The sequence below is a fragment of the Phyllobacterium lublinensis genome, from assembly GCF_020164435.1.
GTDB lineage: Bacteria > Pseudomonadota > Alphaproteobacteria > Rhizobiales > Rhizobiaceae > Phyllobacterium > Phyllobacterium lublinensis.
This window is the reverse complement of sequence record NZ_JAIUDQ010000004.1, coordinates 104,322-130,412: the sequence shown is the minus strand read 5'-3', so window position 1 is coordinate 130,412 and position 26,091 is coordinate 104,322. Positions and strand designations below refer to the sequence as shown.

Here is a 26,091-nt window from a genome sequence, read left to right as displayed (position 1 = left end):
AGACGATTCCGTGTCCCTATTTCTTCATCTGCTCTTTGAGAGCCAACAGCTTGGCGAAGGGCGAGTCCATGTCGATCTTGACCGGTCGTTCTTCCCGCTCCGGACGCTTCGCATGATTCTGCGGTTTGCCTGCCGGCTTTCCACCCTCCTGCTTGGGCCGTTCGTTTCCACCCGGTTTGCCTTTGGACCGGAAGTGCTGCTTGCGTTCACCACGTTCGTTCTGCTGTTCGCTGTTTCGCTCGGAACGCTGCTCGCCAACGGCTTGGCTGTTGCGCTGGCCGCTCCTTTGATGATCGCGTTTTTCCTGACTGCCACGATTGTTCCGGCCTTCGAAACGAGCTTGCCGCCAAAGGAGAATCGGCTTTGGCGCGTCCTCAATGACGACGGGGGCAACGATAGCTGGTTCCTCGGCCGAAGCATCAAGCTCGGATTGGGCTTCAACATTGGTCTCTGTGGTGACTGCTGGAGCTGGCGTTTCACCCTCCACAGCGACAGCCTCGCCACTATCCGTCTGAACAGTCGGTGCCGAGGCGGCATCGAGCTCGACTGTTTTTGCAGCGACGATCGCGGCATCGACCGCTTCGGGACGATAGCCAAGGCTCTTTAGTATCTCTTCCATGTCATCAGCGGTTGCGCCGAGAATTGACATCATCGACGGCGTAACAACGAAGCGCGTACCGTCATAGGCTCCATCCGGGCGGGTGCCCGTGCCCGGCTTCCAACCCAGCGCAGGCCGGATGAGATCGGCGAGACGTTCGAGAATATCAATACGGACTGCGCGACGTCCGAGCAGACGATAGCCCGCCAGTCGGTAGAAGGCAGGATCAAAGCTTGGATCGGTTACGACCGAAGTACGACCAGCGGACAGAACCTGCACCACATCCCCGTACCCAGGCCGATCCTTCGCATCTTCCCTGAGAGCCCACAACAGTGTCAGAAGCCCGGCCGGAGCCGGTTTCAGCAATGCGGGCAGGAACACATGATAGGCTCCGAACCGAACGCCAAGGCGGCGCAGGGCAGCGCGGGAGTCCTGATCGAGGCCGCGGACATCTTCCGCAACGTCACGTCTCTGCAGGACGCCAAAATTTTCGACAAGCTGAAAAGCCAGGCCCTTGGTAATACCAACAAGCGCATCGGCATTGGCAAGGTCGACAAGCGGCTTCAGAACCGTTTCGATGTGATGGGCCAGGAACCGATCAACTCGAGCGGCGACTTTGTCGCGGGCGGGTCCTGTCAGCTGCTCATCGGCGAGTAGCACTGCGCGCGGCTTGAGCGCCTGCTCGCCAGACACCACCGTGGCCACCGGAGCGCCAATCCAGCGCAAGGTCCCATCGGAGCCCAGGGCGAAATCGCCATTTGCCGACGCGTCAAAGCGCGTCGCCCGGCTTTCAAATTCCACGCCAAGGGCTTTTTGTGCGGCAGCTCTGATCGCTTTCGCATCCGTCCCATCAACTTGGGCATCCGTTGTGAAACGGAATCCATCCAAACGTCCAACATGATGCCCTTCGACAACAACGTCCCCGGCAGGGCTAATTTCGGCTTCTAGCATTGTATTCTCTCTCAGGCGCCTCATAAGCACGCTTGTCCTGCGGTCTACGAAGCGTTTCGTCAACCGTTCATGCAGTGCATCTGATAATCTGTCCTCTATTTCACGCGTCTTTTCTTGCCAATGTGCCTGATCTGCCAGCCAACCGGGCCGATGAGACACAAAAGTCCATGTTCTGATCTGGGCAATGCGCCGCGACAGCGCATCAATATCACCATCGGTGGAATCGGCCCGGCGCACCTCTTCAGCCATGTAGTTTTCGTTCACATGTCCCGATTCAGCAAGATCTGTATAGATCGAAGCGATGATATCCGCATGCTGTGCCGGCGCAATCTTGCGGTAATCGGGCAACGCGCAGGTATCCCACAGCAAAGCCACACGCTCCGGGGTATTGGCAAGTGGCGCCACATCAGGATCACGGGAGAGAAACTCCAGGGCCTGCTGATCGACCGCGGGCAATGCCCTGGTCAATCCCTCGACCGGAGCAGGCGTATCGATTGAGCGCTTCAGAGCGTCGATGCTCGAATAGTCGAACCGCGCAGTCCGCCATTGCAATATCTTGACTGAATCGAAGGCATGAGACTCGACCCTGCTTATCAGCTCATCGGAGAACCCCGCTACCTGCCCCGTCACGCCGAACGTGCCATCGCGCAAATGTCTGCCGGCCCGACCGGCGATCTGGCCGATCTCCGCTGGCGACAGATCGCGGAACTGATAACCGTCAAACTTCCGATCCTGCGCAAAGGCGACATGGTCAACGTCGAGGTTGAGACCCATGCCGATGGCGTCCGTCGCGACAAGATAATCCACGTCGCCCGACTGATAGAGATCGACTTGTGCGTTGCGTGTTCGCGGGCTCAGCGCGCCCATGACCACGGCTGCTCCCCCATTCTGCCGCCGGATTAGCTCGGCGATTGCGTAGACCTCTTCGGCGGCAAAGGCGACGATCGCGGTGCGCGGCGGCAGCCGGGTGATTTTCTTCGATCCGGCATAGGTGAGGTTGGACAGGCGGGGACGCGTGACGACAGAAATTCCGCGCAACAGCTTTTCCAGAATTCCCCGTATCGTTGCGGCGCCGAGCAACAATGTCTCCTGGCGCCCGCGCAGATGCAGTATTCGGTCCGTGAAGATGTGGCCGCGCTCAAGATCATTGGCAAGCTGAACTTCGTCAATGGCAACAAAATCCATATCGGTCTGGCGAGGCATGGCCTCCACCGTACAGACAGCATACCGCGCACCTGGAGGATTGATCTTTTCCTCACCTGTGATCAGCGCGACATTCGACGTCCCCACCCGCTCCGCAACGCGGTTATAGACCTCGCGGGCAAGAAGACGAAGCGGCAAGCCGATCATGCCAGTGTTGTGGGCCAGCATCCGCTCGATGGCGAGATGCGTTTTCCCCGTATTGGTCGGTCCCAAGACGGCTGTTACATCGCGACCCGTTAGGACGAGAGGCAGTTCGGGGGTGGGCATAAGGTTCATAAAATTACATTCCAATACCGGCGCGACAACGTGAACGAATTTATCAGACGAGCCGGGCATACATTCCGCGTAGCATTTTCAGCGTCCGACAGAAAGTATGCGGGGCTATTCAGATTAACAATCATTTACCGATTCACGGAGTGTTCCACCACGAAATAGAACGCGAGAAGAACGAACCGGCTACGAATCAGCTCTAGGATGAGATTCCTGATTTGTTCACTGCCACATATAGTTTTTACCTACTTTACTCGCACTACATGCTGAATCGCTATCAGACGCGTTTCAACCAGCCGATTCCCGAAATTTCCATGCTCTGATGGTTTGATCCAGGATCTGCAACTCACTACCTGAAAGGCCAAAGCAGAATGATTTCTTATAGTTAGTGGCTCCCGAGGACTTCTTGGCCGCAGGTTATTCGACAATTTTGATAATTCTGGTGCAACAACGAGGTAAATACCAGCGTTCACGAGTTTTCATGTTTTGTTCATGGCAAGCAGCCAAGCGATCCCTAATGCAGGCGTTCCAGGCTTGCCGGAAAATGGTTTTCAGAACTTCACTGACAAAACGCCGCGCATCGTTCGACGCGCGGCGTGTTATGGTTGGTGCAGATCTGACTCAATCAGCTGAAGTACTGTCCGCCATTTGCGGACAACGTCGAGCCGGTGATGAATCCCGCATCATCGGAGGCCAAAAATACTACGCAACGCGCAACTTCTTCCGGCTCGCCGAGCCGTCCGACCGGTATCTGCGGAATGATCCGCTCATTGAGCACTTTCTCGTCAATTGCCCGAACCATTTCGGTTCCGATGTAGCCGGGGCAGATTGCGTTGACAGTGATACCGGCGCGCGCGCCTTCCTGTGCGAGGGCCTTGGTGAAACCAATATCACCTGCCTTCGCTGCGGAATAATTGGCCTGTCCTGCCTGTCCCTTCTGGCCGTTGATCGACGAAATGTTGATCACGCGACCAAATTTGCGGTCGCGCATCCCACCCCATACGGGATGTGTCATGTTGAAAAGGCCGGTGAGATTGGTGTTGATCACCTCACCCCATTGACCAGGGGTCATCTTGTGGAACATCGCGTCACGCGTAATGCCGGCATTGTTGACCAGCACCGCCACAGGTCCAAGATCGGCCTCGACCTTGGCGATACCCGCAGCGCATTCCTCGTAATTCGATACATCCCATTTATAGGCTGCAATGCCCGTTTCCTCGCTGAATTTTCTCGCTGCTTCATCATTGCCGGCATAATTCGCCGCAACACTGTAACCAGCCGCTTTCAGAGCCACGCTGATCGCGGCGCCAATCCCGCGTGTTCCTCCTGTTACGATTGCCGTTTTTGTCATTGTTGCCCTCCCTTAAACGGATTTCTCAAACGAAGCATGGTGATAAAAGAAACAAACAGTGCGATTGCAGATTATTCGAAGGCCGGTACAGCCAAACTGCACCGGCCAGCAATTATCAATCCTTGGTGCGCTCAACACAAAGCGCAACGCCCATGCCACCGCCAATGCAAAGCGTTGCGAGGCCCTTGGTTCCGTTTCGGCGCTTCAATTCGAACAGAAGTGTGTTGAGGACACGGGCACCGGAAGCTCCAATGGGGTGACCGATGGCAATTGCACCGCCATTGACGTTCACAATATCCGGATTGAAGCCGAGGTCCTTGTTGACCGCGCATGCCTGCGCCGCAAAGGCTTCGTTCGCCTCAACCAGATCGAGGTCTTCGGCCTTCCAGCCAGCCTTTTCAAGGGCCTTGCGCGATGCAGGGATCGGGCCCGTCCCCATGATCGATGGGTCGACACCCGCCGTTGCCCAGGATGCGATGCGGGCCAAAGGTTTGATCCCGCGCCGATTGGCTTCTTCTTCGGTCATCAGCACCACAGCCGCTGCACCGTCGTTCAGCCCGGAGGCATTTCCTGCCGTAACCGTCCCGTCCTTGTCGAAGGCGGGCTTGAGTTTCGTCAAAGCATCCAGTGTCGCTCCATGACGGATATATTCATCATCCGAGACAACGATGTCGCCTTTTCGGGTCTTGACTGTGAAAGGAACGATTTCATCCTTGAACTTGCCAGCCTTTTGCGCTGCCTCGGCCTTGTTCTGCGAGGCGAGAGCGAAATTGTCCTGCTCCTCGCGGGTCAACTGCCATTTGCGCGCAATATTCTCGGCTGTGATGCCCATGTGGTATCCATGAAATGCATCCGTCAGGCCGTCCTTGATCATCGTATCGATCAGTTTGAAATCGCCCATCTTAACGCCGCTGCGCAGATGCCCGCAGTGTGGTGCCAGTGACATCGATTCCTGGCCGCCGGCAACGATGATGTTCGCATCGCCCGTTGCGATCTGTTGCATGCCAAGCGCCACGGCACGCAGGCCGGAACCGCAGACCTGATTGAGGCCCCATGCTGTGGCTTCCTGGGGAATGCCGGCCGCCATGGCGGCCTGACGCGCCGGGTTCTGCCCCTCTCCGGCGCCAAGAACCTGGCCGAGGATTACCTCGTCGACGTCGGCAGGGTCCACGCCCGCCCGCTCCAGCACTTCCTTGATGACGGCTGCGCCCAGTTCATGCGCCGGGACGTTGGCAAACGCACCGTTGAACGATCCAACAGGAGTGCGAGCCGCACTAGCGATGACGATTGATCGGGTCATAAACGTCTCCTCATTTTTCCATGCTGAATTCATGCAGCACATTCCCGGACAGAATTCCCTTCCCGAAACAGTTTGACAAGGCCCATTTAGGTCTAAGGCAAAATTATCCAGTTTCGCGCCGCAGCATTATGATGCACGCACTGCATTGGATGCGCTGCACAATTCGCTTTGAATTGCGCCGCTTTGCCCCTATCCTCCGATCTCTATCCGTAAGCCGGCACGCAAATTCGATAATGGGTACGAGTTGGGAGTGAGCAATGGCAAGTAAAACTGGCGACATCGTCATCAAGAAGTATGCCAATCGACGTCTCTACAACACTGGGACCAGCACCTACGTCACGCTTGAAGATTTAGCCGACATGGTGAAGCGGAATGAGGATTTTACGGTACAGGACGCAAAGACCGGCGAGGATATCACCCATTCCGTTCTGACACAGATCATTTTTGAACTGGAGAACAAGGATGGCCAGAACATGCTCCCCATCCCGTTTCTGCGCCAGTTGATCGCCTATTATGGCGACCAGATGCAGGTTGTGCTTCCGGCCTTTCTCGAACAATCCATGTCAGCATTTGCGAAAGAACAGGAACGGATGCGTGAACAGCTGACGGCGGCCTTTGGTAAAACGCCAATCGACATGATCAATGTCAGTGCCCCGCTCAAGCTGGTCGAGGAACAGGTTCGTCGCAACACGGAAATGCTGCAGAACGCCATGCGGATGTTTACGCCTTTCCCGATAGGCAAGGCGGGGGGCGCGGCGGAATCAGAAGACTCTCCGACCACCGAAAAGCCAAACAGAGATACTGGCCTCGATGAGCTCAAGGAACAGATCGCTGCCATGCAGCGCAAACTCGACTCTCTCGACAAATAACAATTCACGTCACGCAAAGACATGCCGTCAGGCGTTGCCTTGAGGGCCTGCGTGTCAAATTCAACAGCTAGCACGGACGACAGCACCATGGCACAGATCACCCTTTCCAAAGCCAACACCATCATCAAGGCGGCCCTTGCAAAGGGCGCAGAGCTTGGATTGAAACCACTGTCGATCGCCGTGCTTGATGCAGGTGGTCATCTGAAGGCCTTCCAGAAGCAGGACGGAGCATCGATGCTGCGGTTCGAGATTGCCTTCGGCAAGGCCTTTGGTGCACTGGCCGTCGGCGCGGGCTCACGCTCGGTCGAAAAATTTGCCAAGGAGCGGCCGCATTTCGTGGAAGGTTTGGTTGCCGCTTCCGGTGGGCACGTCATTCCGGTTGCCGGCGGTGTTCTCGTCAAAAACGCCAAGGGGGACATTCTGGGTGCTGTCGGTATTACCGGCGATACATCCGACAATGACGAGGCTGCCGCGATCGCCGGCATCGAGGCAGCCGGGCTTGTCGGAGACGGTGGCCAAGGCTGAGCCGTCGACGTTAATGTCCACGAATAGCCAGAGGGTAATCTCCCCGGCAATCAAATGAAAAAAAAAGACCGGCGCAAGGGCCGGTCTTTTTTATACGCTCGAAAGAAGCAATCAGCCTTCTTTCGGTGTCAGAACCTGACGGCCGCGATACATGCCAGTCTTCAGATCGACGTGATGCGGACGACGCAGTTCGCCTGAATTCTTGTCTTCAACGTATGTCGGTGCCGTCAGTGCGTCGGCGGAGCGGCGCATGCCGCGCTTCGACGGGGAAGTTTTTCGTTTAGGTACAGCCATTGTTCCAGCTCCAGTAATCAGTCAAAATCCGGCACTGGCCCGATTTGAGCCTGTCACAATGGACAAAATTCCGGAAAGTTCGGCTGGGGCTATACACGGCTTGAGAGCTTTTGACCAGCAGTAGTCGCACATTTTTTGTCACAAAAGCTTCGAACAGGCGAGCCGAGCCGGTTTGAAACTACTTGACGCATGCAATGTAGGCGCCAGCACCACGTGCACGGCGTTCGTTTACCCTGGCGAGCGTTTGCATGCCGCGCCCCGGCTTTGCGGGATTGCGCACGATCGGATTGGGCAGTGTTACGGCAAGATAGGCGGCCTGACGCGGTGACAATTTGGCAGCGCTGACATTGAAATGGTGCTGCGCGGCCGCCTCGATGCCATAGATTCCGGGCCCCCATTCGGCTATGTTGAGGTAGATCTCCATCAGCCGCTTCTTGGGCAGGATCAGGTCTGTAATGACGGCCAGCGGCACTTCGAGACCCTTGCGGATAAACGATCGGCTCGTCCACAGGAACAAATTCTTGGCTGTCTGCATCGTGATTGTCGAAGCGCCGCGTGTCTGTTCACCATCGATTGCGTCCGATACAACCGAATTGAGGGCTTCCCAGTCCACCCCGGAATGAAAGCAAAACTTTGCATCCTCCGACATCATGACCGAATTGATGAGCGAGGGGGAGATTTGATCTATCGACACCCATCGACGATCATATCCGGAGAATGTCACAAGGTCTTTCACCATAAGTGTAGAAACGGGGTGAACAAACGGCAGTCTGTACAGGCTCAGCAAAATGATCGGCAACATCACCAGGACGATTCCGGCCAGTATCACGTAGCGCATGATCCGGCCAAGGGGTGAATGGCCGGGATCAACCAGATAACCTCTGCCCCTCTTGTTTCTGACCAGAACCCTCGTCACACATTCCGTCCGCGCTAAAAAAACTCCCGTTGGACATAGAGCAAAGAGCGACAGAAGGGAATTCTTTCTGTCATTTTCTGCTCGTCACGCACAGGCACGATAGAAAAATGACAATAGCGACGCAACACGACCATTGACCGGACAGCCATTTTCCGCTCATTGCCAGAATATGATGACAGAACCGGGTTTTTCATTGTTCCAGATCACGCTGCAGCAACGAGCGGCGGCAGTGGAGGACCTGTTGTCAGAGCTCCTTTCGGATCGGCCCCGAACGGGCGAGATCAGCCGCCCTTCCCGATTGATGGCGGCGATACGGCATGGTGTCCTGAATGGTGGAAAGCGACTGCGTCCATTTCTGGTGATGGAAAGTGCCGCTCTGTTCGGTGCGGATGGCCCGGCCGCCCTGCGCGTCGCGGCCGCGCTCGAATGCATCCACAGCTATTCGCTCGTACATGATGATCTGCCCGCAATGGACAATGACGATATCCGGCGCGGCCAGCCTACCGTGCACCGGAAGTTCGATGAGGCAGCCGCCATTCTCGCGGGCGACAGCTTGTTGACGTATGCTTTTGAGCTGATCGCGAGTGAGGAAACCGAACTGGATGCGCTTGCCCGGGTCACGCTTGTTACGGCCCTTGCCCGCGCCGCTGGCGTGGGCGGCATGACTGGAGGTCAAGCCCTTGACCTTGAAGCAGAGAAGAACCAACCCGACGAAGCAGGCGTCATTCGCCTGCAGGCGATGAAGACGGGTGCACTGATCCGCTTTGCCTGCGAGGCAGGCGCGATCATCGGCAATGCCGACAGCAAGGACCGCCAACGGTTGGCGGAATATGGATCTGCCGTTGGGCTCGCTTTCCAGCTCGCCGACGATCTGCTCGATGTCACCGCAGACGCCAGAGATATTGGCAAGGCGACGGGCAAGGATGCTGCCGCAGGCAAAGCCACACTTGTGTCGATGCATGGCATCGAATGGACCAGGCGTCAGCTGTCAGGATTGGTTGCCCAGGCGGAAGATCTCCTGGAGCCTTTTGGCCAGAAAGCAGTGCTCTTGAAGGATGCGGCGCGCTTTATTGCCGAGAGGCAGAGTTAGCCAAACATCTGGAAAGCTTATTCGGCGGCGTGCGAGCCGGCATGCTGGCCGAAACGGTTCTCGATATAATCAGACACCATCTTTTGAAACTCCTGGGCGATTCCGGCACCGCGCAACGTCGCAACCTTCTTGCCGTCGATGAAGACTGGCGCCGACGGCGTCTCGCCGGTTCCCGGCAATGAAATTCCTATGTCTGCCATCTTGGACTCACCGGGTCCATTGACGATGCACCCCATGACGGCGACGTTCAGCGTTTCGACGCCCGGATATTTTTCGCGCCATATCGGCATGTTGCTGCGGATGTCATTCTGTATCGACTGCGCCAGCTCCTGGAAAACCGTCGATGTCGTTCGCCCGCATCCCGGGCATGCTGCGACGATCGGGATGAACTGACGGAAACCCATGGTCTGCAGCAGTTCCTGCGCAACCTGTACTTCCCGTGTTCGATCTCCCCCGGGTTCCGGCGTCAGCGAGATGCGGATGGTGTCCCCGATACCCTGCTGCAACAGGATACCAAGCGCAGCAGACGACGCTACAATGCCCTTGGAGCCCATGCCCGCTTCGGTCAAGCCGAGATGCAAGGCGTGGTCGCAGCGTCGCGCGAGTTCCGCATAGACGGCAATCAGGTCCTGTACCTGGCTGACCTTTGCCGACAGGATTATCTTCGAACGCGCCAATCCGATCTCTTCGGCCAACTGGGATGAAATCAACGCCGACTGGACGATGGCTTCACGGGTCACCTGTTCGGCGGTCAATGGTGCACCCCGAGCATGGTTTTGATCCATGAGCGTCGTCAGCAGTTCCTGGTCGAGCGAACCCCAATTGACGCCGATGCGCACAGGCTTGTCATAACGTATCGCCATTTCGATGATTGCACCGAATTGCGCGTCTTTCTTGTCCTTGAACCCGACATTGCCAGGATTGATCCGGTACTTGGCCAATGCCTCGGCGCATGCAGGGTGATCCGCAAGAAGCTTGTGACCGATATAATGGAAATCGCCAACAAGCGGAACCGAGAGGCCAAGGCGGTCAAGCCGTTCACGGATTTTTGGGACGGCTGCAGCAGATTCGTCCCGATCAACAGTGATACGCACGATCTGTGAGCCCGCACGCGACAGGGCCGCCACTTGCGCGACGGTCCCGTCCACATCGGCAGTATCCGTATTGGTCATCGATTGAACAACGACCGGCGCGCCGCCACCCACCATGATGCCACCCACATCGACACCAACCGAGGTCCGCCGGGCAAAAGGCTGCGAATAGTATTCGGACATCACAAAGCTCCAGATATGCTGCTCAGGTGGCGCAGCTATCGCCGTTTGTCAACTCCGCCCAGCAGCGCAGCATGCTATTCCCGCAACCCTCACCTGACAAACTGTTCGTGCTCCCGACCTAGCAATTTTGCTGCGATGCAATATATTCCGTTCACTTTTTCGGATTACGTCGATCAAACCAAGGGAACTATTTCATGGCGAAGAAGACAGCCGTCATTACAGGCTCCAATTCCGGCATCGGGCTCGGTTCCGCGCATGCGCTGGCTGCGGCAGGATATAATGTCGTGATCAACTCATTCACGGATCGGCGTGACGATCATGCCCTTGCAAAGGATATCGCCGAGAAATACGGCGTAAAGGTCGCCTATATCAAGGCCGACATGTCGAAGGGAACCGAGTGCCGAGCCTTGATCGAAAAGGCTGCGGAAGACTTTGGCAGTATCGACGTACTGGTGAACAATGCGGGAATCCAGTTTGTTGCTCCGGTTGACGAGTTCCCTACGGAAAAATGGGACGCTATCATTGCAATCAATCTGACGTCGGCATTTCACACGACCGCTGCCGCTTTGCCGCACATGAAGAAATCCGGATGGGGGCGCATCATCAATATTGCCTCGGCTCACGGTCTGCGTGCCTCACCATTCAAGTCGGCCTACGTCTCCGCCAAACACGGTATACTTGGCTTCACCAAGACCGTGGCACTGGAGGTTGCAGAACAGCATATCACCTGCAATGCGATCTGCCCCGGCTATGTATTGACGCCATTGGTCGAAGCTCAGATCCCCGACCAGATGAAGGCGCACAATATGGATCGCGATACGGTGGTTCGGGAAGTGATGCTCGAAAAGCAGGCCACCAAGGAATTCGCTACTGTCGAGCAGATCGGCGCGACAGTGGTATTTCTCGCCAGCGACGCCGCCGCGCAGATCACCGGCACGTCAATCTCGGTCGACGGTGGCTGGACCGCGGCATAATGAGTAAGACCAAGACCATCAATATCGCCCTACAGGGCGGTGGTTCGCATGGCGCCTTCACGTGGGGCGTCCTCGACCGCATCCTGGAAGATGGTCGCCTCACTATCGAGGGCGTCTCGGGTACGAGTGCCGGCGCAATGAATGCGGTGGCTCTTGCTGACGGTTGGTCTCACAACGGAGCGGAAGGTGCGCGTGCCAAACTGCACGATTTCTGGCGTGCCGTCGGGCGAACAGGCCAGTTCAGCCCGGTTCAGCGTTCGCCGTGGGACAGATTCTTCGGTAACTGGTCTGTCGAGAATGGTTTCGGTTTCAACCTGTTCGAACAGATTTCACGCGTGTTTTCGCCCTATGAATTCAATCCCTTCAATCTTAATCCTTTGCGCGACGTCGTTGAGAAGGAGATCGACTTCGAACGGGTGAAGGCTTGCTCAAAGCTCAAGCTCTTCATTTCCGCAACCAATGTCGAGACCGGCCGTCTGCGCGTTTTCTCCCAATCGGAACTCAATGCGGATGTCGTCATGGCATCTGCCTGCCTGCCCTATATCTTTCAGGCAGTGGAGATCGATGGCGAACCCTATTGGGATGGAGGCTATGGCGGCAATCCGGCCCTGTTTCCATTCTTCTATTCCAGCGAAAGCGAAGATGTCCTGCTGATACAGATCAATCCGATCGAAAGGCGCGGCACGCCCAAGACCGCACGCGAAATCAGCAACCGCATCGATGAGATCACTTTTAACGCTGCCCTCTTGCGCGAACTGCGTTCCATCGCGTTCGTCAATTCGCTCATTGAAGCGGGACGATTGCAGCATGGTGAATACCGCAACATCCGCATGCATCGAATTGATGCGGATGAAGCGCTGGCCGGGCTCTCGGCCGCATCAAAAATCAATGCTGAGTGGGCGTTCCTCGAATATCTGCGGGATCTCGGCCGCGCCTCTGCCGAAGACTGGCTTGACGAACATTTCGACGCGGTTGGTGAAAAGGCGACCCTTGACGTGTCAGGCGAACTTGCTCCCGAAATGAACGTCGGTCTCAGATCGAGGAAGCCGGGCAAAAGGGTGACGGACTTCCTGATGCAGCGCAAGAAACCGGCCATCATAACGCAGCGTGCCTAGGGTTGCTTCCTGTCGGCACTGGATGCCAGGTTGGCCATCAGGAAGACGATGACGAGCAGTGCGGCAAGAACCATGTAGACCGGGCCAAATCCTGTCTTGCCGCCAACGAACCCGATCGCCGATGGTGCCACCAGTATTCCTGAGTAACCCATCAAAGTCACCATGCTCAGTGCGACGCCTGAGGATGTCCCTTCCTGATTGCCCGCTGCCGAAAAGGCAATGGGGACCATATTGGCAATGCCAAGGCCGGAAAATGCAAAGGCAAGGATCGCAATAAAGGACGTTGGTGCGAGACTTGCGACCAGCATGCCAGCTGCCCCAATCAGCGCCGAAACGCGCAAAGTGTTAACTGCTCCGAAGCGATCACGCACGCTGTCCCCAAGAAAGCGCATGACGGCCATGGTGCCGGAGAACGCTGCAAAGGCGAAACCAGCGGTCGCGATGTCCGCACCGCGTTCCTGCCGTAGATAAAGTGCGGCCCAATCGAGCACGGACCCTTCCGGGACCATTGAAAAAAGGGCCATCAATCCGATGAGATAGATCAGCGGATTGGTGGGGAACACCAATTTCTGCTTCTCGTGCAAAATGGGTGTTTCTTCCGTTATCAGGAAGCGAAATGCGACGAGACCAAGTGCGATCGCAATGAGCGTAACGACGATGGCATGGACGAGGTGACCATGGGCTTCAATGAGAATGCCCCCCAAGCCGCCTCCGGCGAAACCACCAAGACTCCAGAAGCCGTGCGATGACGACATGACCGCGCGGGACAATTTCTTCTCGACCTCGACGGCATTGGCGTTCATCGCCACATCCATACCGCCAATGACGGCGCCGAAGAGGAACAAGGCTGGCGCGGCCGTCATTACATTGGGTGCAAGCGCAACCAGCAACAGTGAGAACGAGCAGAATACGGCAAAGCTGTTTACCACTGCGCGCGATCCAAACCGCCCAATGAGATAGCCGCACCATGGCATGGACGCCAGCGCGCCCACACCAAAGACGAGGATCATCAGGCCAAGCGTGAATTCGGAGATACCAAGCCGGGTCATGAACACAGGAATCTGGGGTGCCCAGCTTCCAACGAGGAAGCCGTTGAAGAAGAACGCGCAGGCAACAGCCCATCGACCGTAAACAGCTTTTCTGACGTAGACAGAAGCATCCATGTGATCACCATTCAGGTATAGCCGGATAATCAAAGATTAGCCGGAGAATAAAGACTTCTAATCGTCCGCGACGATCACCTCGACACCGACTTCACTTATCCGCTCGAGAATTGCCTGGTTGGCAATCCTGTTTGTGACAAGGGTGGCTATGATAGATATTGGAGCGATTGCAAAGGGGCCTTGTTTAACCAGTTTGTCGCTGGTTGCCAGAAGCATGACCTGGTTTGAGGCCTGGATAAATGCGAGCTTCATGCGTGCATCGTCGTAGTTTTCCGCACGCAGCATCAAAGTCTCGTCGACGGCACAGGCACCAAGTACACAATAGTCGATCCGCATTGATTGCACTTCGGCCAGCGTGGACTGCCCGATAGTGCTACGCGTCATCCGGTTGAGGCTTCCCCCGAGGAGGATGACCTCACAATACGGATGGTCGAGCGCCGCAGTGGCGATGTCGGGAGAACCGGTTATGATGCAGGTCTGAAGACCTGCAGGCAGCGCGCGGACAAATTCCAGAACTGTCGTGCTTGAATCCAGCAGCATCGTTGCATTGGCAGGGATACGAGCAGCAGCTGCACTAGCAATGGCCCTCTTTCCAGCAGTATCATCGCGCGCGCGCTGCTGGAAACTCCGTGGACCCGATCGGCTTCTCGCTGCGCCGCCATGGAACCGCTGGACAAGACCCTGCTCGGCCAGTTCCCTCAGATCCCGGCGAATCGAATCCTCCGACACGCCGAACTCGGACGCAACCACATTTGCCAGAACACGGCCTGCTTCATTGATCCGCTTCAGAAGCAAGCCTTTACGCTCATCTGGCGACAGGTCCTTTAGCACTGCGAATAATCCTCCATTCGACCAATATAATCCGAATTGCCGATATCGGCAATATCAAATGCGCACTAGTGCATGAATCGGCATTACCATCAGAAATGCAAGAAGCCCCCAATGGGGGCTTCGCGGAACGACTGGACGCGTTTGGATTATTCGTAAACGATCAGCAGATCCTTGGCGTCGATCTGGTCGCCGGCGCGGACGAGCACTTCGGCAATTGTCCCGTCCCGTTCTGCGCGCAGCGCTGTCTCCATTTTCATTGCTTCTATGGATAACAGCACATCGCCTGCATTCAGTTTCTGTCCAACCGAAATACCAACGGTAGAAACAATGCCCGGCATGGGGGCGCCAACATGCTTGTCATTGCCGAGTTCCGCCTTGCGGCGGATGCCCGATCCACTGCCCGCACGCAACCGGTCGGGAACTTTCACACGCCGAGGCTGACCATTCATCTCGAAGAACACTGTCCGCATGCCCTTCTCGTCGGCCTCACCCACGGCTTGGTTACGCACAACGAGAGTTTTACCGCGCTCAATGTCGAGGAAAACTTCCTCTTCCTGCTCGAGTCCATAAAAATAAACATGCGTCGGCAGCACACTGGTCGGACCATAGGTATTATGTGTGACGGCGAAATCGGTAAAGACCTTGGGGTACATGAGGTAGGAGGCAAACTCCTGGTCGTTGATCTTGCGCTCCAGCTTGCTCTCCGCCTCCTTGCGTTCGGCGTTGAGATCCGCCGGCGGCAGCAAGGCACCGGGGCGTTCGGTGAAGGGCTTCTCGTCCTTCAAAACCTTTTTCTGGATATCTTTTGGCCAGCCTTTCGGCGGCTGTCCGAGATCCCCCCGCATCATTGAAACGACAGAGTCCGGGAACGCGATGTCTTTGCCCGGGTTTTTCACATCCGCAACCGAAAGGTCCTGGCTCACCATCATCAGAGCCATATCACCCACAACCTTGGAAGATGGCGTCACCTTGACGATATCACCAAACATCTGATTGACATCCGCATAGGCCTGCGCGACTTCATGCCAGCGCGTTTCAAGGCCAAGGGAGCGCGCCTGCTCCTTCAGATTGGTAAACTGCCCACCGGGCATCTCGTGCAGATAGACCTCGGATGCCGGCCCCTTCAGATCGCTTTCAAAGGCGGCATATTGTGTGCGAACCGCTTCCCAATAGAAGGAGATGCGGCGGATCCATTCCGGATCGAGTCCTGGATCACGGTCCGTACCCTTCAGTGCTTCGACAATCGATCCGAGACACGGCTGGGATGTATTTCCAGACAGAGCGTCCATCGCCGCGTCGACAACGTCGACACCCGCTTCCACGGCAGTAAGCACAGTCGCTGCGGCAATGCCTGAGGTATCATGCGTATGGAAATGCAACGGCAAGTCGGTCGCTTCGCGCAGCGCCTTGAACAGGACCTTGGCCGCACCCGGCTTCAACAGACCTGCCATATCCTTGACCGCGATAATGTGGGCGCCGGCCTTCTCCACCTGCTGGGCAAGATCAACGTAGTATTTCAGGTCATATTTCGGCCGGGCCGAGTTCAATATGTCGCCGGTGTAGCAGATTGCAGCTTCGCAAAGCTTGTTCTCCTCGACAACTGCATCCATCGTGACGCGCATGTTCTCGACCCAGTTGAGACTGTCGAACACACGAAAAACATCGATGCCGCCACGCGCTGCCTGGCTGACGAAATATTTCACGACATTGTCGGGATAACTCTTGTAGCCCACACCGTTGGCGCCGCGAAGCAGCATCTGCAGCAATATGTTCGGGGCTTGTTCACGGACTTCTGCAAGACGCTCCCAAGGATCTTCTGTCAGGAAGCGCATGGCCACATCGAAAGTCGCGCCGCCCCAGCATTCCAGCGAAAAGAGCTGCGGCAGGGCGCGGGCATACGTACCGGCTACCCTTGCAATATCGTATGTGCGCATGCGGGTCGCCAGTAGCGACTGATGACCATCGCGCATCGTAGTATCGGTGAACAGGACGCGTTTCTCGTTGCGCATCCAAGCCGCAAACTTCGCCGGACCGAGTTGATCCAGAAGCTGCTTGGTTCCATCTGGAATCGGAGATTCAATAAAAGGTACACGCGGCAGAGCTGCTTCCTTGGGCGGCGAAGCACGGCCCTTGGTTTCCGGGTGGCCGTTGACAGTCACGTCGGCCAGATAGGTGAGAAGTTTGGTAGCACGATCCTGGCGCTTGACCTGTTCAAACAGTTCCGGCGTCGTGTCGATGAACTTGGTCGTATAGGAATTATCCGTGAACTTTGGATGCGTGATGATTGCTTCCAGGAATGTGAGGTTCGTGGCCACACCACGAATACGGAACTCGCGCAACGCCCGGTGCATCCGGTGGATGGTCTCTTCAGCCGTTGGCGACCAAGCCGTTATCTTTTCCAGCAGAGGATCATAAAAACGCGTAATCACGGCCCCCGAATAGGCCGTTCCGCCATCAAGCCTTATGCCGAAACCGGTTGCCCCGCGATAGGCGGTGATGCGACCGTAATCCGGGATGAAATTCTGTTCCGGGTCTTCGGTGGTAATACGGCATTGCAACGCGTGGCCGTTCAGCTTGATATCGTTCTGTGCAGGGACACCCGACGCTGGCGTCCCGATCGCTGCGCCTTCAAGGATGCGTATCTGTGCCTTGACGATGTCAATTCCCGTGACTTCTTCCGTGACCGTGTGCTCAACCTGGATACGCGGATTGACCTCAATGAAATAGAATTCGCCGGAATCTGCATCCATCAGGAACTCGATCGTGCCAGCCCCGATATAGTCGGTTGCCTTGGCGATCTTCAGACCATAATCCGCGATCTCCTTGCGTTGTGCCTCATTGAGATACGGAGCTGGAGCGCGTTCCACCACTTTCTGGTTGCGTCGCTGGATCGAACAATCGCGCTCGAACAAATGCACCGCATTGCCGTGCGTATCACCAAGAATCTGTACTTCCACGTGGCGCGCACGTTGGACCAGCTTTTCCAGATACACCTCATCCTTGCCGAAGGCGGCCTTGGCCTCACGTTTCCCCTCGGTCACCTCGCGGGCAATATCCTCCGGCTTGAAGATGGCGCGCATGCCGCGTCCGCCGCCGCCCCAGGAGGCTTTCAGCATCACCGGATAGCCGATCCCTTCGGCAAGGCGCTTGACCTCTTCCAAGTCATCGGGAAGCGGGTCCGTCGCCGGAACGACTGGCACGCCAATCTCGATGGCAAGATTGCGCGCCGCCACCTTGTTGCCAAGGCGGCGCATCGTTTCGGGCTTGGGACCAATGAAGATTATCCCGACTTCACCGCAAGCCTCGGCAAATTCCGGGCTTTCTGATAGTAGGCCGTATCCAGGGTGGATGGCATCTGCGCCTGACAGTTTGGCGACGCGAATGATTTCCTCTATCGAAAGGTAGCTTTCGATCGGCCCCATATCCTTGGCGAGATGCGGGCCTCGTCCCACCTGGTAGGATTCGTCCGCCTTGAACCGGTGCAACGCAAGTTTATCCTCTTCCGCCCATATCGCCACTGTTTTCATGCCGAGCTCATTGGCGGCCCGAAACACACGGATGGCGATTTCCGATCGGTTGGCGACGAGGATTTTCTTGATAGGCAAGGCAAAAACTCCGGGCAAAAAAGCATCAAAAAATGCGCCCTGCAATTATCTGGCTACAGATTGCTGCAGTGCAAACAATGCATATTGAGCACAAGAGAGAGAAATGTCCAACTGCAAAATGCCCAGTATGACACCAGGCTTTTTGCAGTGTGGCTCAGGCAAAGAACTTACTGCTGGAAATAACCGATCTTGCCGTCGGCGTCCTTTTTCCACTCATACATCACATAGCCCGGGAACTTGGGATCACCCTTTTCATCAAATGCCAGATCACCCAGCACCGTCTCGAAAGGTCCCGATTCCTTCAACGATTTGCCAATCAGCTCCGGATCGTTGGTCTTTACCGCATTCGCGGCCGCTGCAATAGCCTGCAGCGCACCATAGGCATACAGCGTGAATGCTTCCGGCTCAAAACCATCAGCCCTGAATTTCTCGATCAGTTGCTTGTTTTGCGGGTTGTTGCGCGGGTCTGGGCCAAACGTGTTCAGTGTTCCGACAACTGCATCGCCCGCGATCGAGGCCAACTCATTCGAAACGATCGCCGCGCCTGAAATAAATTGTACCTTGAGCCCCTGGTCTGCCAACTGGCGCATGATCAGGCCGGCTTCCGTGTGCACGCCGCCCCAATAGAACACGGTGATACCCGCCTCCTTCACCTTGCTGATCAGCGCAGAGAAGTCCTTGTCGCCGGTGTGGACGCCTTCGTTGAGCACCACGGTGATGCCCCTTGCGTTGAGTGCCTTCTTGGTTTCGTCGGCGAGTCCCTGGCCATACGGTGTCTTGTCATTGACGATGGCGATCCTTGCGTCTTTGAAATGCTCGGCGATATACGCCCCCGCAACCTTGCCCTGCTGGTCGTCGCGGCCACAGGTTCGAAAGGTGTTCCAAAGTCCGCGCTCGGTGTATTTCGGATTTGTCGAGGCTGGGGTTACCTGCAGAACACCGTTCTCCGCATACACTTCCGATGCCGGTATCGACACGCCGGAATTGTAGTGACCGACAACGATCTTCACTCCGTCTGCGACGAACTTGTTCGCAACTGAGATGCCCTGCTTGGGATCGGAAACATCGTCGCCGAAGACGAGTTCGATCTTCTCGCCATTGATACCGCCTTCGGCATTGACAGCATTTGCTGCCGCCTCTGCTCCGCGTTTGATCTGAGCACCCATTGCGGCATTCGGGCCAGTCAAAGGAGCACCAACGCCGACCAGCACATCAGCACAAGCTGGGCCGCCAAGTAGTAAAATTGCTGTAAACATGCCGAAAAAACGTGGCGTCGTCATTAAAAACTCCGTTTTCAAAAAATCAGAAAAAATCAGACCCCTATGCCGGGCAGTATCAGAAGATCCCAAAGGAACAACTTACGGCCGAAAGTAGTGGCCTAGGCGAAATGGTTTTCAGTATAAATGCTGGTTGTTCTGGCTGTATATCAATGCCAGACCCTACCGGAATATTGGTGGAGTAGTTAATTGCGTGGATGCCCAGCACTGGGCCGGGCATCCACTCATTCATTAGACAGAAAGCTTACTGCTGGAAGTAGCTGTACTTGCCGTCTTCGCCCTTCTTCCACTCATACATGACGTAGCCTGGAAGCTTCGGGTCGCCCTTCTCGTCATAGGCGATATCGCCAAGCACGGTCTTGAACGGACCCTTTTCCTTCAGCGTCTTGGCAACCGTCTCGGGATCGTTCGATCCAGCAGCCTTGGCTGCGTCTGCAATGACCTGAGCTGCAGCATAGGCGTAAAGCGTATAGGCTTCCGGCTCGAAGCCCTGCGCACGGAACTTTTCAACGAGTTCCTTGTTGGCTGGGTTCTTGCTGGGATCCGGACCGAAGGTGTTGAGCGTGCCTGCTACAGCATCGCCGGCAATCGAAGCAAGTTCGTTTGAAACGATACCGTCGCCGGAGATGAACGTGACTTTCAGACCCTGGTCAGCGAGCTGACGAATGATCAGACCGGCTTCAGTGTGCAGACCACCCCAATAGAGAACCGTAACGCCGGCTTCCTTAGCCTTGGCGATCAGGGCGGAGAAGTCCTTGTCGCCGACGTTCACGCCTTCGTACATGGCTTCCTTGACGCCCTTGGCATTCAAGGTCTTCTTGGTTTCGTCAGCCAGACCCTGGCCGTAAGGCGTCTTGTCATGCACGACGGCAATCTTGGCGTCCTTGAACTTGTCGGCAATGTAAGTGCCGGCTACCACACCCTGCTGGTCGTCACGACCGCACGTGCGGAATGTGTTCCAAAGGCCACGCTCGGTGAAGACCGGATTCGTTGCCGCAGGAGTAATCTCAAGGATGCCGTTTTCGGCATAGACTTCCGACGCCGGAATAGAAACGCCGGAGTTGAAGTGACCGATTACGAATTTCACGCCGTCAGCAACGAACTTGTTGGCAACGGAAATACCCTGCTTTGGATCGGAAACGTCATCGCCGAGCGAAAGCTTGACCTGCTCGCCATTGATGCCACCCGCAGCATTGATCTCTGCAATCGCGGCTTCTGCGCCCTTCTGCAGCTGTGCACCGAAAGCGGCATTCGGGCCAGTCAACGGACCACCAACGCCGATCAGAAGATCAGCATAGGCATGACCGCTCAAAGCGAGCATTGCAGCAAATGCAACGCCCGAAAACAGTGACTTCTTCATTTGAAAACTCCCATTTTCTTAGGTACTTACCAAACCCCTCGCGATGACCCTTTTCATCGCTTGAAGTGCACATTTGCCGATTTCCCGGCGGTTGTCACGCTGATTCATTTCGCACCAGCGAGATTGATTAGGCTCTCGTTCTTTCCTTCCAGGAGAAAGGGGAAACTTTTTCATAAAGCCAATGATATTGCCGCACCATCTGGTTGGTTCGGGTGTAGCGGTACCCCAGAGTACCGATAATGACGAGCACGATTGTATCCACGATGTAGTAGTGGAGCGTCAGCATCGTGCCCTGAAAAAGCGCGAAGTGGATGAAACGGACGGCAACGCCGAGCAGCAGCATGTAGAACACCAGGATCGGGATTGGCCGCCAGGTCTTCGCGCATGCGCGACCGGTCATCCAGGCGGCCCATCCACCCATGATGCAGGTCACCAGCAGGAACAGCCAGACCGAGGGTTCTTCGTATAGTATGCCTTGCATGGCAATATTCTCCTTGAGGCTTTACCGGACCTTTGGAAGGCACCTTGCCTGATTAGTGACGTCCACCTTCAAGATAGGCGGCCCGCACTTCGGGGTTGGCAAGAAGATCCGCGCTCGAACCGCTCATTTTCACGATTCCATTCACCATCACATAGCCGCGGTCAGCAAGCTTGAGCGCTCCGAAAGCGTTCTGCTCGACCAGAAATACCGTCAATCCGGTATTCTTGTTCAGTTCCCTGATCGCCTCGAAGATGTGCTTGATGATCAGGGGGGCAAGGCCGAGCGATGGTTCGTCGAGCAGCAACAGGCGCGGACGCGCCATAAGTGCGCGACCGATTGCCAGCATCTGCTGTTCGCCACCGGACAGCGTGCCGCCACGCTGATTGATGCGTTCCTTCAATCGAGGAAACAGGTCAAACACCATACGCGCATCTTCGTCAAAGAACTGAAGATTATCGAGGCTCGCACCCATCTGCAGGTTTTCCTGCACGGTCATGCGCGGGAAAATCCTGCGGCCTTCGGGCGACTGGGCGATGCGCAAACGCGCGATTTCATGCGTCGGCATTTTGGTGATGTCTTTGCCGTCGAAAATGATCCGTCCGGTCCGCGCACGTGGCATGCCGAAGATCGTCATCATCAGCGTTGATTTGCCGGCGCCATTGGCACCGATCAATGTGACGATCTCGCCTGGATTTGCGTGTACGGTAACGCCGCTCAGCGCACGAATGTTACCGTAATAGGTCTCGACATTCTCGATGCTGAGAAGGGCTTGTGGTTGCGTCATTATTTAGCCCCTCCGGTCTTCTTCTGCGCCGGTTTCGCCTGGCCTTCCTTTGCCAGTTTCTTTGCCTGACCGATCCAGTCCTCGCGAGCGATGCGCCCGTCAAAAGCAAGGTAGGCTTCGGCGGCTACGATATCTGCCTTTTTCCACGCGGCAATCTGGTCGAAATGGAAAATGCCATGCTCGTTAAGTTTACGCTCGTTGACCGGACCGATGCCCTTGATCAGGATCAGCTTGTCCGCCTTGCCAGCACGTGGCGCCTCGAGTGCATTCGACGTCGATCCGGCTTTGATTTTGCTGGTCGCAGGCGCTGCCTGTGTCTTCTTGGCGGCAGGCTTGCGAGCGGATTTCACCTTTGAGGACGCACCGTCCGCAATAGCTGCCGCCGGTATCAGCTCAACCGGCGCCGCATCCGGATGTGCCTCTTCAATCTCGTGAAGTGCCTCGGTCGACAACAGGTCGACCGCAGCCGTGATGTCGTCGACACCCGCAGCTTCCGCCTGTTCGATCAGTTCGACGACTTCCTCATCCTCAACACCGAGATAGGCCGCAATAACCTTCGGGTCGTTCTTGACCGTATCGGGCGTGCCATCGGAAATCTTGGTGCCATATTCGAGCACGACCACGTGGTCGGAGATTTCCATCACCACCGACATATCATGTTCGATAAGCAGAATTGACGTACCGGTCTCAGCACGAATATCGAGCAGGAGCTTGTTCAGCTCCGCTGATTCACGCGCGTTCAAGCCAGCAGCCGGCTCGTCCAGGCAAAGCAGCTCGGGTTCCGTGCACATGGCGCGGGCAATCTCCAGACGGCGCTGGGCACCGTAAGGCAGATCGCCTGCAGGATCATCGGCGCGATCGACCAGATTGATCTTCTCCAGCCAGAACCGGGCCTTTTCAATCGCGTCGCCTGCAGCCTTCTTGTAGGTCGGAAACCCGAGCAGGCCCAGCACGGTGAAACCTGACGACAGCATCAGCGGATTATGCTGGGCTACCAGCAAGTTCTCAAGAACCGTAAGGCCCGAGAACAGACGGATGTTCTGGAACGTTCGGGCAACCTTTGCTTTCTTGGTGATGACAAAATCCGCCATCCGTTCCAGCAGATATTCTTCGCCGTTCTGGCGGGTCAGCGTGAGCATTCCCTCAGTCGGCTTGTAGAACCCGGTGATACAATTGAACACCGTTGTCTTGCCGGCACCATTGGGCCCGATGAGAGCGGTAATCGCCCCTCGCTTAGCCTCGAAGTTCAGGTCGTTGATGGCGATAAGGCCACCGAATTTCATGGAGAGACGTTCAACGCGCAGGATTGCGCTTGGATTGTTCTGCACTTCCGAAATCATCAGCCGTGCCCTTCTTTCGTAAATTCACCCGATACCATCTTGCGTTTGTGCAGGAAGGCACTTGGCTCCCGGCTGCCGGCAAAGCCGCGCGGCTTCCACACCATGACCACGATCATGGCAAGGCCGAACAGCAGCATGCGATAGAGTTCGGGTGTAAAATCATTACCAAAAACAAGCTTGAGGAATTCGAGCTCGCGCAGCAATTCCGTTCCGCCGATCATGACCGCAGCGGCGATAGCGATACCCACAAGCGATCCCATGCCGCCAAGAACGACCATCGCAAGAATGATTGCCGATTCAAGGAAGACGAAGGATTCGGGACTGACAAAGCCTTGGCGCGCAGCGAAGAACGATCCGGCAAACCCACCGAACATTGCGCCCGTTGCGAAAGCCGTGAGCTTCGTCGTCGTTGTATTGATGCCAAGCGAGCGGCACGCGATCTCATCCTCGCGCAAGGCTTCCCAGGCACGGCCGATCGGCATGCGACGAAGCCGAATGGTGACCCATGCGGTAAGCAACGCCAGAAGCAGAATGAGATAATAGAGGAATATCTTGTAGTAGACGCCGGAGTTCGGCAAGCCGAGGAGCGCCGCAAACCCGTTTGGGCCCGGCACGAAGGGGATACCGAACAGAGTTGCCTTGGCGATCCCGGATATGCCGAAAGTCCCCTTGGTCACCACAGTCCAGTTGATAAGAATGAGGCGAATGATTTCACCGAATGCCAGTGTGACAATGGCGAGATAGTCTCCGCGCAATCGCAGCACCGGGAATCCCAGAATTACGCCCCAGGTTGCTGCGAAAATGCCCGCCATGGGCAACAGCAGCCAGAACGAAAAACCGAAATGGGCTGATAGAAGAGCGTATGAATAGGCGCCAACAGCATAGAAGGCGACATATCCGAGATCGAGCAATCCGGCGAGACCGACAACGATGTTCAATCCCCATGCCAACATGACGTAGATCAGGATCTGGATGCCGAAGTTGTCGACATATTTGAGTGAACCCTGCAGGCCACCCATCATCGAACCGTTATAGGCTGCAAGAATGAGAATCACGAGGAACGGGTAAATGAACAACAGTCCGAGACCGATCTTCGGGAAACTCTTGCGGAAGGCCGATGGCTCCTTGGCTTCCACCACACGCCGGGTCTTCTTCCGCTCTTCCCGCCAGGGCGCTGTATAAGTGATGAGGAAACGGGCAACGGCAGCCACGGCAACGAAAATTGCCAGCAGGCCCCAGCGCTGTGTCAGAATAAGCTCGTTCCGGATGTTCTGTTCGGTACGGAAACCGACGATCAAACAAAACAGGCCGAGAGCGAGAGCGCCTGCAACAAGCCCTTCCTTCAAGGCTTTTGCGAAAACGGAATCCGATTCTTTTGGCTCAATATCGACTATAGGTTTCATGTGCTTAAACCTTTTCGACTTCAGGCCGGCCCAGAATACCGGACGGCAGGAAGATCAGCACGATAGCCAGGATCGAAAATGCCGCCACATCCTTGTAGTCGATGGAAAAATAGGCTGACCAAAGTGCCTCGATGAGGCCGATCAGCAAGCCACCCACCACCGCACCGGGCAATGATCCGATACCCCCGAGGACAGCAGCCGTGAAGGCCTTGACGCCCGGTACGAAACCATCCGTGAAGGAGATAACGCCATAGAACATGAGGTAGAGCGTACCCGCTACAGCTGCGAGCATGGCACCCATGACGAAGGTCATGGAAATCGTGCGGTCGACGTCAATCCCGAGCAACGCCGCCATCTTGCGGTCTTGCTCGCAAGAGCGCTGGGCTCTGCCGAGAGACGTCTTATTGACGAGATACCAGAACGCTGCAAGCAGGACTGCGGTGACGATGATGATAACCATCTGCTTGTAGGCGATCGTGATATTCGTGCCGTAAACGGTGATTCCGCCATTGACCAGCGGTGGGATCGGCTTGTTGCGCGGGCCCTGCGTGACCTGCACGAAGTTCGACAGCGCAATGGACATGCCGATTGCAGTGATCAATGGCGCGAGGCGAAATGAGCCCCGCAGCGGACGATAGGCAAGGCGCTCGATCGTCCAGCTCCACAATCCTGTCAGCAACATGGCGACGACCATCATCAAAAGCAGCGCCAGAACAACCGGCACGCCGCCAATGAATGTCGTCAAAGCAAGGAAAATAATCATCGCCATGAAGGCGCCAAGCATGAACACGTCGCCGTGCGCGAAGTTGATCATGCCGATGATCCCGTAGACCATCGTGTAACCGATTGCGATCAGGCCGTAGATTGAACCAAGCGTCAGCCCATTGATCGATTGCTGGATGAAATACTCCATCGCAACGATACCCCTCATTTTTCATTGGGAAGTTTTTTATCCGGTTTTTTTATCCGGTTCCCGTTTGCCCCAATATCCTACACCTAGCGTTTGCGCTAAAGAAAGCAACTGCTTTTTTGGCACACACGACAACGTTACATTTGCTCGCACACATTTAATGGAAAGTTTCACCAAAATTTGCAGCTTATGCAACGAAATTTACGG

21 protein-coding genes are annotated in these 26,091 nt (G+C 56.0%); 5 read left to right on the top strand and 16 right to left on the bottom strand.

Annotated features, from left to right (window positions below; translation table 11 throughout):
* Positions 1-16 precede the first annotated feature (16 nt).
* From K9U38_RS07025 to K9U38_RS07015, 3 genes are all read right to left on the bottom strand, one after another.
* Positions 17-3,028 carry a helicase-related protein gene (locus tag K9U38_RS07025; protein WP_224493630.1) on the bottom strand — a complete coding sequence of 1,004 codons (3,012 nt, stop codon included), beginning with the start codon at positions 3,026-3,028 and terminating at the stop codon, positions 17-19.
* Between the two features lie 619 nt (positions 3,029-3,647).
* Positions 3,648-4,373: a beta-ketoacyl-ACP reductase gene (locus K9U38_RS07020; RefSeq protein WP_224493629.1), complete on the bottom strand. Its 726-nt coding sequence runs from the start codon at positions 4,371-4,373 to the stop codon at positions 3,648-3,650.
* Positions 4,374-4,488: 115 nt separating this feature from the next.
* A complete protein-coding gene (locus K9U38_RS07015) occupies positions 4,489-5,673 on the bottom strand; it encodes an acetyl-CoA C-acetyltransferase (RefSeq protein WP_224493628.1) in 1,185 nt (394 codons plus the stop codon).
* A gap of 257 nt (positions 5,674-5,930) precedes the next feature.
* Here K9U38_RS07015 and phaR point away from each other — a divergent pair, with 257 nt between their 5' ends.
* Positions 5,931-6,542 (top strand): polyhydroxyalkanoate synthesis repressor PhaR, encoded by a 612-nt coding sequence (gene phaR, locus K9U38_RS07010; protein ID WP_224493627.1) that lies wholly within the window; start codon positions 5,931-5,933, stop codon positions 6,540-6,542.
* A gap of 87 nt (positions 6,543-6,629) precedes the next feature.
* Complete coding sequence (locus K9U38_RS07005; protein WP_224493626.1) at positions 6,630-7,067, top strand: GlcG/HbpS family heme-binding protein; 438 nt, start codon at positions 6,630-6,632, stop codon at positions 7,065-7,067.
* Positions 7,068-7,178: 111 nt separating this feature from the next.
* Here K9U38_RS07005 and rpmF read toward each other — a convergent pair whose 3' ends face one another.
* Positions 7,179-7,361, bottom strand: a complete 183-nt coding sequence (gene rpmF, locus K9U38_RS07000; protein WP_027231148.1) for a 50S ribosomal protein L32 — start codon at positions 7,359-7,361, stop codon at positions 7,179-7,181.
* 178 nt (positions 7,362-7,539) lie between these two features.
* On the bottom strand, positions 7,540-8,199 hold the full coding sequence (mtgA, locus tag K9U38_RS06995; RefSeq protein ID WP_224493821.1) for a monofunctional biosynthetic peptidoglycan transglycosylase: 660 nt from the start codon (positions 8,197-8,199) through the stop codon (positions 7,540-7,542).
* A gap of 250 nt (positions 8,200-8,449) precedes the next feature.
* Between mtgA and K9U38_RS06990 the strand changes: the two genes are divergently transcribed.
* Positions 8,450-9,367 (top strand): polyprenyl synthetase family protein, encoded by a 918-nt coding sequence (locus K9U38_RS06990; RefSeq protein WP_224493625.1) that lies wholly within the window; start codon positions 8,450-8,452, stop codon positions 9,365-9,367.
* A gap of 17 nt (positions 9,368-9,384) precedes the next feature.
* On the opposite strand, the gene ispG is transcribed toward K9U38_RS06990, so the two are convergent.
* Positions 9,385-10,641 carry a flavodoxin-dependent (E)-4-hydroxy-3-methylbut-2-enyl-diphosphate synthase gene (ispG, locus tag K9U38_RS06985; protein ID WP_224493624.1) on the bottom strand — a complete coding sequence of 419 codons (1,257 nt, stop codon included), beginning with the start codon at positions 10,639-10,641 and terminating at the stop codon, positions 9,385-9,387.
* 194 nt (positions 10,642-10,835) lie between these two features.
* Between ispG and K9U38_RS06980 the strand changes: the two genes are divergently transcribed.
* A complete protein-coding gene (locus tag K9U38_RS06980) occupies positions 10,836-11,615 on the top strand; it encodes a 3-hydroxybutyrate dehydrogenase (protein WP_224493623.1) in 780 nt (259 codons plus the stop codon).
* Positions 11,615-12,730: a patatin-like phospholipase family protein gene (locus K9U38_RS06975; protein ID WP_224493622.1), complete on the top strand. Its 1,116-nt coding sequence runs from the start codon at positions 11,615-11,617 to the stop codon at positions 12,728-12,730. Before K9U38_RS06980 ends, K9U38_RS06975 begins: the two co-directional genes overlap by 1 nt.
* Here the strand turns inward: K9U38_RS06975 and K9U38_RS06970 are convergent.
* The 10 genes from K9U38_RS06970 to K9U38_RS06925 all read right to left on the bottom strand — a co-directional run bounded on the left by K9U38_RS06970 (position 12,727) and on the right by K9U38_RS06925 (position 25,887).
* Positions 12,727-13,893, bottom strand: a complete 1,167-nt coding sequence (locus K9U38_RS06970) for an MFS transporter (protein ID WP_224493621.1) — start codon at positions 13,891-13,893, stop codon at positions 12,727-12,729. The two genes, K9U38_RS06975 and K9U38_RS06970, sit on opposite strands and share 4 nt — an antisense overlap.
* A 57-nt stretch (positions 13,894-13,950) precedes the next feature.
* Positions 13,951-14,724: a DeoR/GlpR family DNA-binding transcription regulator gene (locus K9U38_RS06965; RefSeq protein WP_224493620.1), complete on the bottom strand. Its 774-nt coding sequence runs from the start codon at positions 14,722-14,724 to the stop codon at positions 13,951-13,953.
* Between the two features lie 146 nt (positions 14,725-14,870).
* Complete coding sequence (gene pyc, locus K9U38_RS06960) at positions 14,871-18,329, bottom strand: pyruvate carboxylase (RefSeq protein ID WP_224493619.1); 3,459 nt, start codon at positions 18,327-18,329, stop codon at positions 14,871-14,873.
* A 167-nt stretch (positions 18,330-18,496) separates the two neighbouring features.
* On the bottom strand, positions 18,497-19,609 hold the full coding sequence (locus K9U38_RS06955) for a branched-chain amino acid ABC transporter substrate-binding protein (RefSeq protein WP_224493618.1): 1,113 nt from the start codon (positions 19,607-19,609) through the stop codon (positions 18,497-18,499).
* A 241-nt stretch (positions 19,610-19,850) separates the two neighbouring features.
* Positions 19,851-20,966, bottom strand: a complete 1,116-nt coding sequence (locus K9U38_RS06950; RefSeq protein WP_224493617.1) for a branched-chain amino acid ABC transporter substrate-binding protein — start codon at positions 20,964-20,966, stop codon at positions 19,851-19,853.
* 127 nt (positions 20,967-21,093) lie between these two features.
* Positions 21,094-21,447, bottom strand: a complete 354-nt coding sequence (locus tag K9U38_RS06945) for a DUF6867 family protein (protein ID WP_224493616.1) — start codon at positions 21,445-21,447, stop codon at positions 21,094-21,096.
* Between the two features lie 52 nt (positions 21,448-21,499).
* A complete protein-coding gene (locus K9U38_RS06940) occupies positions 21,500-22,231 on the bottom strand; it encodes an ABC transporter ATP-binding protein (RefSeq protein WP_224493615.1) in 732 nt (243 codons plus the stop codon).
* Entirely contained in the window at positions 22,231-23,571 is a 1,341-nt protein-coding gene (locus K9U38_RS06935; RefSeq protein WP_224493614.1) for an ATP-binding cassette domain-containing protein, read from the bottom strand. The genes K9U38_RS06940 and K9U38_RS06935 overlap by 1 nt, the downstream gene beginning before the upstream one ends.
* Complete coding sequence (gene livM / locus K9U38_RS06930; RefSeq protein WP_224493613.1) at positions 23,571-24,974, bottom strand: high-affinity branched-chain amino acid ABC transporter permease LivM; 1,404 nt, start codon at positions 24,972-24,974, stop codon at positions 23,571-23,573. Before livM ends, K9U38_RS06935 begins: the two co-directional genes overlap by 1 nt.
* Before the next feature lie 4 nt (positions 24,975-24,978).
* The gene (locus K9U38_RS06925; RefSeq protein WP_224493820.1) at positions 24,979-25,887 is read right to left on the bottom strand and encodes a branched-chain amino acid ABC transporter permease; all 909 of its coding nucleotides are present in this window, start codon (positions 25,885-25,887) and stop codon (positions 24,979-24,981) included.
* Positions 25,888-26,091 lie beyond the last annotated feature (204 nt).